Genomic DNA, 12,512 nt, shown 5'->3' with positions numbered 1-12,512 from the left:
ACCCTACTTCTTCTCGACGACCGGCTTGCCCATAGCGGCGGCCTTGGCCGTGATATCGGCGATCTTGGCCGGGGGTTTGGGCATTTTCGGCGTCGCGGCCACCGAACCGGCCTGCAGCACGGCGATGGCCCGCTGCAGCTGGAAGTCGCCCTTCTTGTCGTCGAAGGCCGCCGGCGGCGCTTCGGCGGGGGTGTGGGCTCCGACGCGGCTCTTGCCCTCGTCGGCATTGAGGGCGTTCTTGAAGCTGGCCTCGCTGAACCAGACGCGGTTGGCGATGTCCTGGGCCTGGTCGCGGGTCTGGGCGACCTCGAGGTCCGGCGCGATGCCGGTCTTCTGGATCGAGCGGCCCGAGGGCGTGAAATACTTGGCCGTGGTCAGTTTCAGCGCGCCGTCGGCTCCGCCCCGCAGCGGGATCACGGTCTGGACCGAGCCCTTGCCGAAGCTGGTCAGGCCGATCAGCTCGGCCCGCTTGCGATCCTGCAGGGCACCGGCGACGATTTCAGCGGCCGAGGCCGAGCCCTGGTTGATCAGCACCACCACCGGCAGGCCGTTCAGCAGGTCGCCGGGGCGGGCGTTGTAGCGCTGGATGTTGCGCGGATCGCGGCCGCGCTGGCTGACCACCTCGCCGCCGTCCAGGAACACGTCGGCCACGCCGACAGCCTGATCGAGCAGACCACCCGGATTGTTGCGCAGGTCGAAGACCAGGCCCTTCATCTTCGGGTTCTTGGCCTTCAGTTCATTGATCGCCGTGACGAGGGCGTCGGTAGCCTTTTCGTTGAAGCCCGGCAGGCGCACATAGCCATAGTCGCCCTCCATCCGGGCGATGGCGGCCTTGGGCTTGATCACTTCGCGGATCAGCTTGACGTCGAACGGGTCGGTTTTTTCGCGGGCGATGGTCAGGCTGACCGCTTCGCCGGGCGCGCCGCGCATCTGCTTGACGGCTTCGTTGACCGTCAGGCCCAGCACGCTCTGGCCGTTGACGGCGGTGATATAGTCACCGGCCTGGATGCCGGCCCGCGAGGCGGGGGTGCCGTCCATCGGCGAGATAACCTTGACCACGCCCTCTTCGCTGGTGACCTCGATGCCGAGGCCGCCATATTCGCCGCGCGTGGTGTCCTGCATGTCCTCGAAGCTGTCGGGCGACAGATAGCCCGAATGCGGGTCGAGGCTTGTCAGCATACCGTCTAGGGCGGCCTCGATCAGCTTCTTGTCGTCCACCTCGGCCACATACTGGTCTTCGACCGTGCCGAGCACGTCGCCGAACAGTTCCAGCAGCTTGTAGGTCTTGGTCTTGGGCGGGATGTTCGCCTGGGCGATGGGGCTGAGGTAGGCCATGGTCCCCGCGCCGAGGACAAAGGCTGAAACTCCGATGAGCAGGTACTTGCGCATTAGGCCTGGAAGGCTCCCTGGCGACGCTTGAAACGCCGCGCTTGTGATCACTCGTTCCCGACCATCCCAGACGAGAACGTTCTATTTGAGGCCATCATTACTGAAAAAGTCGTCTACGGCGACCCTTGCTTCAACCAACGCTCCGGATCGACCGGAATGCCCTCTTCACGGACCTCCAGATAGAGGTCGGGCTCGGACGTCAGGCGATCGGCCATCCTGCCGACCGGGGCCCCTGGGGCGAGGGTTTGTCCGGGGGCCACCGATACCTGGTCCAGGCCGGCCAGGACCAGCAGATAGGCGTCCTGGGCGCGCAGGATCAGCACCACGCCCCAGCCGTTCAGGGCGCCGGCATATTCGACCGTGGCCGCCGCCGGACTGGTGACCGTCCGTCCCTTTTCCGTGCGGATCGAGAGGCCCGACGCCCGGCCCCCGGCCGGCAGGGTGGCCCCGAAGCGGGTGATGATCCGGCCGGGGGCTGGGGAGGCCAGGGTCAGGGGCCCGGTCGGAGCCCGCGGTGTCAGGCCGTCGGTCAGGGCACCGAGGGTGCGCAGTTCGCTGGCCTCGATCAGGGCTTCCTGGGCATAGGCCCGCTCCAGACGGGTCTTTTCGATGATCAGCCGTTCGATCTCGCCCTTGCGGTCGGCCACCACGCTTTCGGCGGTGAACAGTTCGGCGGCCGCCGCGGCGGCCTCGCGCCTCAGGGTGCGGACGGCCAGGGCCTGGCGGGAATAGGCGTCGGCCCGGCGCTGCAGTTCCGGGGTCATGGCGCGGATCAGGATGGCGGCCCGCACGGCGTCCCGGGCATCGTCCGGGCTGACCAGCAGGGCCGGCGGGGGATTGCGGCGAAACAGCTGCAGGGCCGACAACAGCTGGGCCAGGCGGTGCCGGTCGCGGCCCAGATCAGCCAGAACCCTGGCCTCGCGGGCATTCAGCGCCTCCAGCCGGGCCCGCTTGAAGTCCACATTCTCGCCGGCGGACACCCGGGCATTGTCCAGGCGGGTGAGCTCGCGACGCAGATCCTCGATCTCCCGGCGAATGTCGATGGCCGTCTGGCGGTCGCGCATGCGCTGCTGGTCCTGACGTGCGAGGACCAGTCCGCCCGCCGACAGGGTGACGACAAGGACGGCGACGGACAGCAGAACGGACGCGGGACGGCGAAGCATCTCCGCCTGTCTAACCCCAGTCCTCATGGCGTCAAAGAAAGCGATGACGTCTTGGTCTCGGCTTGGGACTCAAAGGGCACCGAAACCGGCCCTACCGATGGGCGCGAGCCCCTAGTCGCGGTGATAGGGCGAGCCCGCCAGGATGGTGACGGCGCGATAGACCTGCTCGGCCAGCATGGCCCGGGCCAGGGCGTGGGGCCAGGTCTGGGGTCCGAAGGCCAGGGTTTCGTTGGCGGTGGTCAGGATCGAGGGATCGAGGCCGTCGGCCCCGCCAATCAGGAACACCACCTTGCGGGTGCCGTCGTCGCGCAGGCGGCCGATATGCTCGGCGAAGGCGCGGCTGGTCCGGACCTTGCCGTGCTCGTCACAGGCGATGACATGGGCCCCCTCCAGATGCGGACGCAGGACCTCGGCCTCGGCGGCCTTACCGGGCTTGCGCGCCTCGACCTCGAGGATCTCGGCCGGGCCCAGGGCCAGGGCACGGCCGGACGCCGTGGCGCGGGACATATAGTCCAGCGCCAGCTGCGCCTCGACCATGCGGCCGAGCTTGCCAACGGTGAGGATGGTGAGCTTCATGGGGTGGGTTGGAACCTCGTCCTTCGACAGGCTCAGGATGAGGTTCCAGATACCAATGCCGCCAGCAAGACCTCACCCTGAGCGTGTCGAAGGGCGAGGTCGCCTGGCGATCAGTTCGCCGGGCCGGCGATCCGGTGCGGGGCGTCGATCGCCCAGATCTTCTCGATATTGTAGAAGCTGCGCACCTCGGGACGGAACAGGTGAACCACCACGTCGCCGGCGTCGATCAGCACCCAGTCGCAGTGCGGCAGGCCTTCGACCCGCGCCTTGCCGAAGCCGTTTTCCTTCAGGGCCCGGATGATGTGATCAGCCAGGGCGCCGACGTGACGGTGCGAACGGCCAGAGGCCACGATGAGGCTGTCCGCCACCGAGCTCTTGTCCGTCAGGTCGATGTGAACGATGTCCTGCGCCTTGTCGTCGTCGAGGCGTGACAGGATCAGGGTCTCGAGAGCCTTGATGCTCTGGTCCAGACTCAGGTCTGGATTCTGGGTCGAGGACTCGGCGGTTGCCGTGTCTTCGTGCGCACTTTGCGCGGGGTCGCTACGCAGCGGAAGTACTCCTTATGGGGTCGCGCGGGTTCTCCTCATAGCATGGATGAGTCGAAAAGGTGAGGGGGTGCGTGCCGTCGCCGGATTCCGTCGCAATCCGCGACCAATTGGCCACGCCGGCCCCTGCCTGTGTCAGAGATGAAGCTGCGCCCGTCTGGCCTTGTCGGGATTCCCGCAGCAGCTTAGTTATGACGAATCGCAATTCATGAGGGTGGACGTGCGCGGGCGATTTCTGTTGGGCGCGAGCCTTCTAGCGAGTGCGATGGCCACCGTGCCCGTGCACGCTGTCGAGCCAGCCGCGACCGTCTATTCCGTCTCGATCAGGCTGCACGACGGCGATCGTCTGGTCGGGGAGCCGCGGCTGAAGGTGCATGCCGGCGCAACGGCCCAGGTCGAGATCCGTGACGCCGAAGGGCATGGCTTCAGCGTGAGCTTGGTGGCCCGCCCGGGACCGGATGCCGACGTGAGTGTGAGCTCGAGCATCGATGCCACCTCGATCACGGGTTTCCGTCAGGCGATTCATCCCAAACTTATCGTCAAGCCTGGGCAGGAGGCCGCGATCGCCTTTGGCCAGGACACGGGGACCCAAAAGCCTTTCCGTGTCGACATTACCGTCGAGCAGGCCGCGCTCTAGCCCCGCTTCTGCCGCTCGCGCATCGCGGTGGACGAAGCGTAGTTCAGCGGTCCGGTCAGATAGACCCAGGCCGGGGCGGTGGCGTCGGGCAGGGTCGCGGCGGCGCTGGCGGGCTTGCGGGCATGGGCAAAGCGCCGGGCGGCGGGGGAGGTTCGCGACTTCAGCGCCGCCCAGGGCCGCGAGATCACCGCCACCGGCACCTCGCGCATGATCTGGGTCCAGCCCCGCCAGCGATGGAAGGTGGCCAGGCTGTCGGCCCCCATCACCCAGACGAACTTCACGCCGGGATAGCGGGCCCGCAGCACCCTCAGGGTGTCGATCGTGTATTGCGAGCCCAGGCGGGTCTCGGCGTCGGAGACGATCATCGAACTGCCCCGGGCCCGCAGCCGGGCCCCGGCCAGCCGTTCGGCCAGGGGGCGGGTCTCGGCCGACGACTTCAGCGGATTCTGCGGCGAGACCAGCCAGATCACCTTGTCGAGGTTCAGGCGATGCAGGGCCGTCTCGGCGACGTGGGCGTGACCCTCGTGCGCCGGGTTGAAGCTGCCGCCGAACAGCCCGACGCGCATGCCCGCTTCCAGGTGGAAGCCGAGACGCTGCGCGTTGGGCCGACCGGCCTCAGGGACGAGTCTGGCCGGTCCCGCGAACCACATATTTGAATGTCGTCAGTTGCTCGGCCCCGACCGGACCGCGGGCATGGAGTTTGTCTGTGGCAATGCCGATCTCGGCCCCGAAGCCGAACTCGCCGCCATCGGCAAACTGGGTGGAGGCATTGATCAGCACGATGGCGCTGTCGACTTCGGCCGCAAAGGCCTCGGCGGCGGCGGCATCTTCCGTGACGATGGCGTCGGTATGGCCCGAGCCATAGCGGGCGATGTGGGCCGCCGCACCGGCCACGCCGTCGACCACGGCGACCGACAGGATCGGCGCCAGATATTCGGTGCTCCAGTCGGCCTCCTGGGCCTTCTTCATCGTCGGCTCGATGACCAGGGCGGCAGCGTCGCCGCGCAGTTCACAGCCCGCCTTGATCAGGGCATCGGCCAGCAGAGGCAGCAGGCGGTCGGCGACGGCGCGATCGACCAGCAGGGTTTCCGCCGAGCCACAGACCGAAACCCGCCGCATCTTGGCATTGAGCGCGATCTCGACGGCCTTGCGGGGATCGGCGGCGGCGTGGACGAAGACGTGGTTGAGGCCTTCCAGATGGCCCAGGACCGGGGCCCGGGCCTCGGCCTGGACGCGGGCGACCAGGCTCTTGCCGCCGCGCGGGATGATCAGGTCGACCGCCCGGTTCAGGCCGGCCAGGATGTGACCGACGGCGGCGCGGTCGGCCGTTCCCACCGCCTGGACAGCGCTGGCGGGCAGGCCGGCGGCCTTGAGGCCGCGCACGATGGCGGCGTGGATGGCAAGGCTCGAGGCCAGGCATTCGGAGCCGCCGCGCAGGATCACCGCATTGCCCGAGCGCACGCACAGGGCGGCGGCATCGGCGGTGACGTTGGGCCGGCTCTCATAGATCATGGCGATCACGCCGATCGGCGTGCGCACCCGGGCGATGTCCAGGCCGTTGGGGCGGGTCCAGCGTGCGGTGGCCACGCCGAGCGGATCGGCCAGGGCGGCGACGACCTCGACCCCGGCGGCCATGGCCTCAAGCCGGGCCTCGTCGAGCAGAAGGCGGTCGAGCATGGGGCCCGACAGGCCGTTTGCCTTCGCCTGGGCGATGTCCCGGGCATTGGCGGCGAGGATCGGCGCGGCGTCCTCGCGGATCGCCTTCGCCATGGCCTGGAGGGCGGTGGTGCGCTGTTCGGCCGAGGCAAGACGCAGGGCGCGCGCGCCCGCACGGGCGGCCTCGCCCATTGCGATCATCTTCGCCTGCAAGCTGACGCCCGCGTCGTCCATCTGCCTCACCATCCCAAGGATATGCTCAGGTTGAGCCTTACCTAGAGCCTGAAGGCGCAAAGTGTAAGCGGTTTTGGCAGTGATGCTGATCCGGACCGGAAGGATTGGCTGGCTGGTTCAGCCCCTCAGGCCGAGAGCGGTGTGCCGCGGGCGGCCGCCAGCCGGGTCCGGGCCTGGTGGATCATCGTGAACAGCAGGGCGATCAGCAGGAAACCGCCGGCCATGACCAGCATGGTGACGAAGACCGACAGGAAGCCGTGCTTGTCGACGTCGAAGAAGGGATAGGGATAGAAGCCCGACACCGCGCCGTGCCCCAGGGTCCAGACGCCGTACAGGGCCGGAAAGATCAGGGCCTTGGCCGCCGTGGCCCGCCCGGTCTCGCCCTGACCGCCGCGCAGCAGCCAGTCGATGACAAAGGCCGCGGGGGTGAGGCTGTGGAGGATGATGTCGGAGACCAGACGCCAGCCCTTGGGGTCCCAGAGGCCGGCCAGCAGGGTGTGATAGATCCCCGCCGTCAGGCTGAGATAGACGGCCACGCTGATCCGGGTCGCCGATCGCTCGGCCCAGATCGCCACCTTCGAGGTCGGGGCGACCAGGGGCGCGGTCAGGACCACGGCGGCCAGCAGGTTGCTGAGAATGGTGAAGTAGCTGAAGAACTCGACCGACTTGACCAGGCCCGTGGCCAGGGTCTCGTCATGCACCATCAGCCCATATTGCAGGGCCGGGCCGAAACAGGCCAGGGCGGCGATCAGGATGCGCCAGTGTCTCATTCGGTCTCCGCTCTCTGACGTTCCCAGGCCTTCAGAACCCTCTTGGACGCCGTAGCCCGCCACTGGCGTTCGATCAGGCGTTCAACGGTTCCGGGATGCACCTGTGACAGACGAACAAGAACATAGGGATAATTCCGGAAGTGATCGGTGACGTAAAAGGTCGCCGGCTCGGCCTCCATCAGCATGTCGCGTTCGTCGAACCCCACGCCGGGGCAGACCAGGCTGTCGCCGTCTTCCATCAGGCGGCTCAGGAACTTGCCATGCGCCTTGAGGCACGGGCGGCCATAGGCGGTGCTGTCCTCGACGCCCGGCAGGGCGAAGGCAAAGGCGCGGACGGCATCATAGGTCATGGCCATGGGATCGGGTCTCCGGCTCGACTATAGAAACAGCATGGACGTCTCGAAAACCCTGAAGACGCCGGTCCTGGTCCTGGGTGCGACCAGCCTGATCGGCCGCCATCTTCTGACCGACCTGCGTGCGGCCGGGATCGATCCGATCGCGGTCAGCCGCCGACCGCCGGCCACGGACGCCGGCTGGCTGGACGCCGATCTCGCCGATCCGAACCTGGCGGACGGCCTGCCGCCGGTGGGCACGGTGTTTTCCCTGTCGCCGATCTGGCTGCTGCCCGCCGCCCTGCCGGCCCTGAAGGCCCGGGGCATCAGCCGGCTGGTGGCCTTTTCCTCGACCAGCCGCTTCACCAAGCTGGCCTCGGCTGTTCCCGAAGAGCGCGCTGTCGCCGAGAGTCTGGCCGGGGCCGAGGCGGCGGTGGAGCGGTTCTGTGCCGAACACGGGATCGCCTGGACGATCCTGCGGCCCACCCTGATCTATGACGAGGGCCGCGACGGCAATGTCAGCCGCCTGGCCGGCCTGATCCGCCGTTTCGGCGTCCTGCCGCTGTCGGGCCGGGGCGAGGGCCTGCGCCAGCCGGTCCATGCCCGGGACCTGGCCACCGGGGCCCAGGCGGCCGCCGGGGCCGTCGCGGCCGAGAACCGCGCCTATGACCTGGTGGGCGGCGAGACCCTGACCTATCGCCAGATGGCCAGGCGGGTGTTCGAGGGCCTGGGGCGCACGCCCATGATGATCTCCCTGCCCCCGGCCCTGTTTGGCCTGATGCTCAAGCTGGCCTCGCCGGTCCTGCCCGGAGCCACGGCGGCCATGGGCTCGCGGATGGGGGTGGACCTGACCTTTGACAGTAGCGATGCCCGGCGGGACTTCGGCTGGGCACCGCGGGACTTCCGGCCGAAGTTCTGAGTCTTCTCCCCTGCAAATCCCTGTCGTCCCGGCCGCATCGCGGGTGAGAGCCGGGACCCCGGGGCGACTGCAGTGTGGTTGTCCCCGGATCCCGGACAGGCTCTGAGAGGCTTCCGGGATGACAGTTTATGAAGGTGCGTTCCCAGCGCTGGACGCGGAGGCGTCGCTCAGCACCATGGCGAACGGCACCTGGACGCCGTCGCGCTCGACATAACCGCTGACCACCTTGTGGTCGGGATTGAGCACGCCCAGGTCGACATCCTCGGACGGGAACATCACCACCCGGCGGTCGCCGATACAGATCATCAGCTCGTAGCCGTCATAGGCCCTCTGCGACATGGCCTTGAGCTTGGAATAGTAGGGTTCGCGCTTCCAGGCGGTCGGCTTGCCGGTGTCGACCACGACGTTCAGGCGCTTGCCGTCCTTGTCGGGATACATCAGGAAGCCGGCCCGATCGGGGCGCCAGGCGTCGTCGAGCCGCACCGAGTCCAGCCACAGGCAGGTGAAGCCCCGACAGGCCAGGGGGCGGGCCTCGTAATTGCCGCAGCCGCCGCCCTTCTTGAAGTGGCCGCACCAGACGCCGGCAGCCTTCTGCAGTTCGCTGATATGAAGCACCTTGCAGCACATCCCGCAGTCGCCGCAGCTTCGCTCGCTCATCTGATCTGGCCCCAATACTCCGGGGCCGGACATTAGCGACGGCGTGTGACGGTTTTTTAGCTGCTCCCCTTTGGGGGAGCTGGAGCCTATGAGCCGCGTCTCGAAATTGTCATTCCGGACAGGCTCGGCGAAGCCGGGCGCAGATCCGGGACCGACCAGGAACGCGGCGCTCAGGCGTCGGTCCCGGATCTTCGCGCTAGGCGCTCGCCCGGGATGACAGCGTTTTGGGCCACAGCCGACAGGCCCCCAGAGGGGGAGGAGCTAAAGCCTAGCCCTCGCTCCACACCGCCAGCTCATTGCCCGACGGGTCGGTGAAGTGGAAGCGCCGCCCGCCCGGGAAGCTGAAGATCGGCGCGGTGATCACGCCGCCGGCGGCGGTGACCCTGGCGGCCATGGCCTCGATGTCGTGGGCATACAGCACCACCAGCGGCTTGTCGGTCGAGCCTTCCTGCGGGGTGCAGAAGCCGCCGTCCGTGCCCTGGTCAGCGAAGGCGGCATAGTCGGGGCCATAGTCGGTAAAGGCCCAGCCGAATGCGGCCTGATAGAAGCCCTTGGTGGCCGGCAGGTCGGTTGCGGGCCACTCGATATAGTCGATCTTGCCGTCTTCGCGCATGGTCGCGACCTCCTTGGTGTGACGCGCGATGGCCGCCGAAACCGGCGTCCACTTTCGGCTATCGCGCTTTCGTTGTTCTCTTATTGTTCTAAAATGCCGTCACGGCAGAGTCCAGACGCAGGTGCGCTTGACGGCGAAGTCTTCCAGCTCGCGGGTGGTCTCGACCTGGTACTCGGCCAGCTTGATCAGGTCATCCTTGCGGAAATAGGTGCGGCCGGGATCGCCGATCAGCACGGTCGCCCCCGCCGCGCGGCCCTGGCGCAGCCAGGCCATCACCGCCTCGGCCATCGGCTTTTCGTAGCAGATGTCGCCGGCCAGCAGCACCTCGGCCTCCGGCGGCGGGCCGTCCAGCAGGTTGGCCTCGGTGAAGGCGATCTCGACGCCGTTGACCTCTGCGTTCACGCTGACCGCCGCCTGGCAGAAGCTGTCGATGTCATTGGCCAGCACGCTCCTGGCCCCCGCCTTCATGGCCGCGATTGCCACGATCCCCGAGCCGGTGGCGAAGTCGACCACGGTCTTGCCGGCCACGATCTCAGGGTGATCGAGGATGTAGCGCGCCAGGGCCTGACCGCCCGCCCAGGCAAAGGCCCAGAACGGCGGCGGCAGGCCGATCTCGACCAGGGCTTCCTCGGTCAGTTTCCAGATCGGGGTGATCTCGTCGGCCAGATGCAGGACCAGCTCCGGCGCATGCGGCGGCGCCTGGACGCGTGTGTTCTCAAGAATGAAGGCGCGGCGGCCTTCCAGCGTCTGATCGATCATGGGGCGCTTAGAGCACTGGCGGGCTAGCGAGGCGAGTGGAACCGCCCTCGTCCTTCGACAGGCTCAGGATGAGGGCTACTCTAGCGCCTGCAAGAAACCTCATCCTGAGCCTGTCGAAGGACGAGGTTTTTAGGCAGCGGCCTCAGCCTTGCTCGACGCTTCCTTGAGCACGCTCAGATACCCCGGCGCCGTCAGCATCCCGCCCGTCAGGCCCTTCCGCTCCAGCAGCCGGTGCGCCAGGGGCAGGTTCCAGCACGGGGTGTGCATGAACATGTGGTGCTCGGCGTGGAAATTGACCTGGTAGGGCGCGATCAGGGCGCGCTCGATCCCGTTGGCCTTGGTGGTGCGGGCGTGGCGGAACGGGTCGGGCTCGTCGCGGGCCACCAGGGCGTGCTCGGCGATGTTGCGCAGACGGGTGACCAGCGGGAACCAGGTCGCCATCGGCACGATCCACAGGGCCAGCCACGCCCACCAGAGTCCGACCGCCGACAGGGCGACGAGCAGGGCGAGGTTCCACAGCAGGAACGGCTTTTGGCGGGCGATCTCGCCGCTGAAGATCGCGCCCTTCGGCTGGTCTCCTTTGAGCTTGCCCAGCAGCGGCCCGAACCGCTGCTTGAAGAAGGTCTGGCCGGTCAGGTCGCGGATGATCTTGCGGCGCAGCGACTGCCGCGTGGTCGGGAACGGCGCCGACAGGATCAGGTCGGGGTCCTCGGCCTGCTGGGCATACTTGTGGTGGGTCAGGTGATAGGGGCGATAGCTCTTCAGAGACGCTCCGGTCGGGGCGGCGCATAGCCACTCGCCGATCCAGTCATTGACCTTGAGGTTGGGATGCAGGCCGCCATGGGCCGCCTCGTGCATCAGGATCGCCAGGCCCAGCTGCCGCGCGCCGATGATCATCACGGCGAGGACATAGGTCAGGGGATTGGGGAAGGCGACGAACAGGGCCCCGGCCAGCAGGATCGTCCCCCAGGCATGGGCCACCATCCAGATCCCGCGCCAGGACGAGCGTGCCGAGATCTTCGCCCATTCCTCGGGCGTAAACAGGTCCTGGGGTTTGACGCGGGAAGCCACGGCCATGGATCCATCATCCCACATTCAGCTTGGGTCATGAAGGATGACGTGGCGTCATCGTTTTCGAGCCCCCCACCGTCATCCCGGGACTAGTCCCCGGGACCCATGGTGCAGTTTCATCGTGAGTGCGTCTTCTGCCGCCGCCCGTGCGGCGGACAAATGGGTCCCGGGAACAGGTCCCGGGATGACGGGGATTGGAAGGCCTAGAACCGCGTCTCCGGCGCCCACAGTCCGGCCACCAGGGCCAGGAACAGGACCAGCCCCGCCAGGGTGTTGGACTTGAACAGTTTCAGCGCCCCCACGGGATCGTCGATCCGCACCGCCGCCGCCTGTCGGGACAGATGCACGGCGAACAGGGCGGCCAGGGGCAGGAACAGGGCCCCCAGACCGCCGAGCCAGGCGGCGGCCATGGCCATGACAAAGGCGGCGGCATAGAAGCCCGCAACTCCGTACTGGGCCCTGTCGCCGAGCCGCCGGGCCGAGGACTTCACGCCGGCCAGGGCGTCGTCCTCGATGTCCTGGATGGCGTAGATGGTGTCATAGCCGAGGGTCCAGAAGATGCCCGAGGCGTAGAGCAGGCCTGCGGTCCAGCTCAGATGTCCGGTGGCGGCGGCATAGCCCAGCAGCACGCCCCAGTTGAAGGTCAGGCCCAGCCAGGCCTGCGGCCACCAGGTGATGCGCTTCATGAACGGATAGGCGGCGACCAGACCCAGGGACAGCACACCGAGGCCGATGGCCAGCCAGCCCAGGCAGATCAGGATCAGGAAACTGACCCCGCAGCAGCCGAACACGAAGGCCCAGGCCTGTTTCACCGAGATCTGTCCCGCCGGGATCGGCCGCATCGCCGTGCGGCTGACCTGGGCGTCGAAATCGCGGTCGACGATGTCGTTGAAGGCGCATCCGGCCGCCCGCATCAGGGCCGCGCCGACGAAGAAGGCGACCAGCAGGAACGGGTTGGGCCACTGGCCCTTTTCGGCCCCGGCCAGGGCAATGCCCTGCCAGCCGGGCAGCATCAGCAGCCAGATCCCCGCCGGCCGGTCAAAGCGCCCCAGCTTCAGCCACGGGCGCAGGGCCGGGGGCGCGTGGCGGTCGACCCAGTTGGTCGCGGCGGCGTCGGGCAGGATGGCGGAGGCGGTCATGGCCAAGGCTTAGCGAGCTTATGGCCGAGCGGAAAGTCGATCCCGCGCGGGC

15 protein-coding genes are annotated in these 12,512 nt (G+C 67.8%); 2 read left to right on the top strand and 13 right to left on the bottom strand.

Annotated features, from left to right (window positions below; all coding sequences use genetic code 11):
- Positions 1–3 precede the first annotated feature (3 nt).
- The 4 genes from AQ619_RS16090 to rsfS all read right to left on the bottom strand — a co-directional run bounded on the left by AQ619_RS16090 (position 4) and on the right by rsfS (position 3,676).
- Positions 4–1,389, bottom strand: coding sequence for a S41 family peptidase (locus tag AQ619_RS16090; protein ID WP_062149991.1), 1,386 nt, complete (start codon positions 1,387–1,389; stop codon positions 4–6).
- 113 nt (positions 1,390–1,502) lie between these two features.
- The gene (locus AQ619_RS16085; protein WP_084746098.1) at positions 1,503–2,552 is read right to left on the bottom strand and encodes a murein hydrolase activator EnvC family protein; all 1,050 of its coding nucleotides are present in this window, start codon (positions 2,550–2,552) and stop codon (positions 1,503–1,505) included.
- 111 nt (positions 2,553–2,663) lie between these two features.
- Positions 2,664–3,128 (bottom strand): 23S rRNA (pseudouridine(1915)-N(3))-methyltransferase RlmH, encoded by a 465-nt coding sequence (gene rlmH, locus AQ619_RS16080; RefSeq protein ID WP_062149985.1) that lies wholly within the window; start codon positions 3,126–3,128, stop codon positions 2,664–2,666.
- 110 nt (positions 3,129–3,238) lie between these two features.
- Positions 3,239–3,676 carry a ribosome silencing factor gene (gene rsfS / locus AQ619_RS16075; protein WP_166504366.1) on the bottom strand — a complete coding sequence of 146 codons (438 nt, stop codon included), beginning with the start codon at positions 3,674–3,676 and terminating at the stop codon, positions 3,239–3,241.
- A gap of 262 nt (positions 3,677–3,938) precedes the next feature.
- Between rsfS and AQ619_RS16070 the strand changes: the two genes are divergently transcribed.
- Positions 3,939–4,310 carry a hypothetical protein gene (locus tag AQ619_RS16070; protein ID WP_062149979.1) on the top strand — a complete coding sequence of 124 codons (372 nt, stop codon included), beginning with the start codon at positions 3,939–3,941 and terminating at the stop codon, positions 4,308–4,310.
- Here AQ619_RS16070 and AQ619_RS16065 read toward each other — a convergent pair.
- From AQ619_RS16065 to AQ619_RS16050, 4 genes are all read right to left on the bottom strand, one after another.
- Positions 4,307–4,960, bottom strand: coding sequence for a nicotinate-nucleotide adenylyltransferase (locus AQ619_RS16065; RefSeq protein WP_062149976.1), 654 nt, complete (start codon positions 4,958–4,960; stop codon positions 4,307–4,309). The two genes, AQ619_RS16070 and AQ619_RS16065, sit on opposite strands and share 4 nt — an antisense overlap.
- Positions 4,926–6,200: a glutamate-5-semialdehyde dehydrogenase gene (locus AQ619_RS16060; RefSeq protein WP_062149973.1), complete on the bottom strand. Its 1,275-nt coding sequence runs from the start codon at positions 6,198–6,200 to the stop codon at positions 4,926–4,928. The genes AQ619_RS16065 and AQ619_RS16060 overlap by 35 nt, the downstream gene beginning before the upstream one ends.
- Positions 6,201–6,325: 125 nt before the next feature.
- A complete protein-coding gene (locus tag AQ619_RS16055; protein ID WP_062149970.1) occupies positions 6,326–6,970 on the bottom strand; it encodes a Pr6Pr family membrane protein in 645 nt (214 codons plus the stop codon).
- The gene (locus AQ619_RS16050) at positions 6,967–7,326 is read right to left on the bottom strand and encodes an MmcQ/YjbR family DNA-binding protein (RefSeq protein ID WP_062149967.1); all 360 of its coding nucleotides are present in this window, start codon (positions 7,324–7,326) and stop codon (positions 6,967–6,969) included. Before AQ619_RS16050 ends, AQ619_RS16055 begins: the two co-directional genes overlap by 4 nt.
- Before the next feature lie 34 nt (positions 7,327–7,360).
- On the opposite strand from AQ619_RS16050, the gene AQ619_RS16045 reads away from it, so the two are divergent.
- Positions 7,361–8,221 carry an NAD-dependent epimerase/dehydratase family protein gene (locus AQ619_RS16045; RefSeq protein WP_062149965.1) on the top strand — a complete coding sequence of 287 codons (861 nt, stop codon included), beginning with the start codon at positions 7,361–7,363 and terminating at the stop codon, positions 8,219–8,221.
- 126 nt (positions 8,222–8,347) lie between these two features.
- Here the strand turns inward: AQ619_RS16045 and AQ619_RS16040 are convergent, their stop codons facing one another.
- The 5 genes from AQ619_RS16040 to ubiA all read right to left on the bottom strand — a co-directional run bounded on the left by AQ619_RS16040 (position 8,348) and on the right by ubiA (position 12,460).
- Positions 8,348–8,878 (bottom strand): YkgJ family cysteine cluster protein, encoded by a 531-nt coding sequence (locus AQ619_RS16040; RefSeq protein ID WP_062149962.1) that lies wholly within the window; start codon positions 8,876–8,878, stop codon positions 8,348–8,350.
- 268 nt (positions 8,879–9,146) lie between these two features.
- Positions 9,147–9,491, bottom strand: a complete 345-nt coding sequence (locus AQ619_RS16035) for a VOC family protein (protein WP_062149959.1) — start codon at positions 9,489–9,491, stop codon at positions 9,147–9,149.
- Between the two features lie 99 nt (positions 9,492–9,590).
- Positions 9,591–10,250 (bottom strand): class I SAM-dependent methyltransferase, encoded by a 660-nt coding sequence (locus AQ619_RS16030; RefSeq protein ID WP_062149956.1) that lies wholly within the window; start codon positions 10,248–10,250, stop codon positions 9,591–9,593.
- A 129-nt stretch (positions 10,251–10,379) separates the two neighbouring features.
- Positions 10,380–11,327 (bottom strand): fatty acid desaturase family protein, encoded by a 948-nt coding sequence (locus AQ619_RS16025; RefSeq protein WP_062149953.1) that lies wholly within the window; start codon positions 11,325–11,327, stop codon positions 10,380–10,382.
- A gap of 197 nt (positions 11,328–11,524) precedes the next feature.
- Positions 11,525–12,460, bottom strand: a complete 936-nt coding sequence (ubiA, locus tag AQ619_RS16020) for a 4-hydroxybenzoate octaprenyltransferase (RefSeq protein ID WP_062151767.1) — start codon at positions 12,458–12,460, stop codon at positions 11,525–11,527.
- Positions 12,461–12,512: the final 52 nt, after the last annotated feature.

Origin of the sequence: Caulobacter henricii, from assembly GCF_001414055.1 — a bacterium.
GTDB lineage: Bacteria > Pseudomonadota > Alphaproteobacteria > Caulobacterales > Caulobacteraceae > Caulobacter > Caulobacter henricii.
Note: the sequence above shows the minus strand (reverse complement) of the source record. Positions and strands in the feature narration are given on the sequence as shown.

Excerpts from the sequence above, each read along its gene's own strand:
- AQ619_RS16040 (WP_062149962.1), bottom strand. The coding sequence starts at position 8,878 with ATGAGCGAGCGAAGCTGCGGCGACTGCGGGATGTGCTGCAAGGTGCTT.
- AQ619_RS16030 (WP_062149956.1), bottom strand. The coding sequence starts at position 10,250 with ATGATCGATCAGACGCTGGAAGGCCGCCGCGCCTTCATTCTTGAGAAC.
- AQ619_RS16035 (WP_062149959.1), bottom strand. The coding sequence starts at position 9,491 with ATGCGCGAAGACGGCAAGATCGACTATATCGAGTGGCCCGCAACCGAC.
- AQ619_RS16055 (WP_062149970.1), bottom strand. The coding sequence starts at position 6,970 with ATGAGACACTGGCGCATCCTGATCGCCGCCCTGGCCTGTTTCGGCCCG.
- AQ619_RS16050 (WP_062149967.1), bottom strand. The coding sequence starts at position 7,326 with ATGGCCATGACCTATGATGCCGTCCGCGCCTTTGCCTTCGCCCTGCCG.
- AQ619_RS16025 (WP_062149953.1), bottom strand. The coding sequence starts at position 11,327 with ATGGCCGTGGCTTCCCGCGTCAAACCCCAGGACCTGTTTACGCCCGAG.
- AQ619_RS16065 (WP_062149976.1), bottom strand. The coding sequence starts at position 4,960 with ATGTGGTTCGCGGGACCGGCCAGACTCGTCCCTGAGGCCGGTCGGCCC.
- rlmH (WP_062149985.1), bottom strand. The coding sequence starts at position 3,128 with ATGAAGCTCACCATCCTCACCGTTGGCAAGCTCGGCCGCATGGTCGAG.
- AQ619_RS16085 (WP_084746098.1), bottom strand. The coding sequence starts at position 2,552 with ATGCTTCGCCGTCCCGCGTCCGTTCTGCTGTCCGTCGCCGTCCTTGTC.
- ubiA (WP_062151767.1), bottom strand. The coding sequence starts at position 12,460 with ATGACCGCCTCCGCCATCCTGCCCGACGCCGCCGCGACCAACTGGGTC.
- AQ619_RS16045 (WP_062149965.1), top strand. The coding sequence starts at position 7,361 with ATGGACGTCTCGAAAACCCTGAAGACGCCGGTCCTGGTCCTGGGTGCG.
- AQ619_RS16060 (WP_062149973.1), bottom strand. The coding sequence starts at position 6,200 with ATGGACGACGCGGGCGTCAGCTTGCAGGCGAAGATGATCGCAATGGGC.
- AQ619_RS16070 (WP_062149979.1), top strand. The coding sequence starts at position 3,939 with ATGGCCACCGTGCCCGTGCACGCTGTCGAGCCAGCCGCGACCGTCTAT.
- AQ619_RS16090 (WP_062149991.1), bottom strand. The coding sequence starts at position 1,389 with ATGCGCAAGTACCTGCTCATCGGAGTTTCAGCCTTTGTCCTCGGCGCG.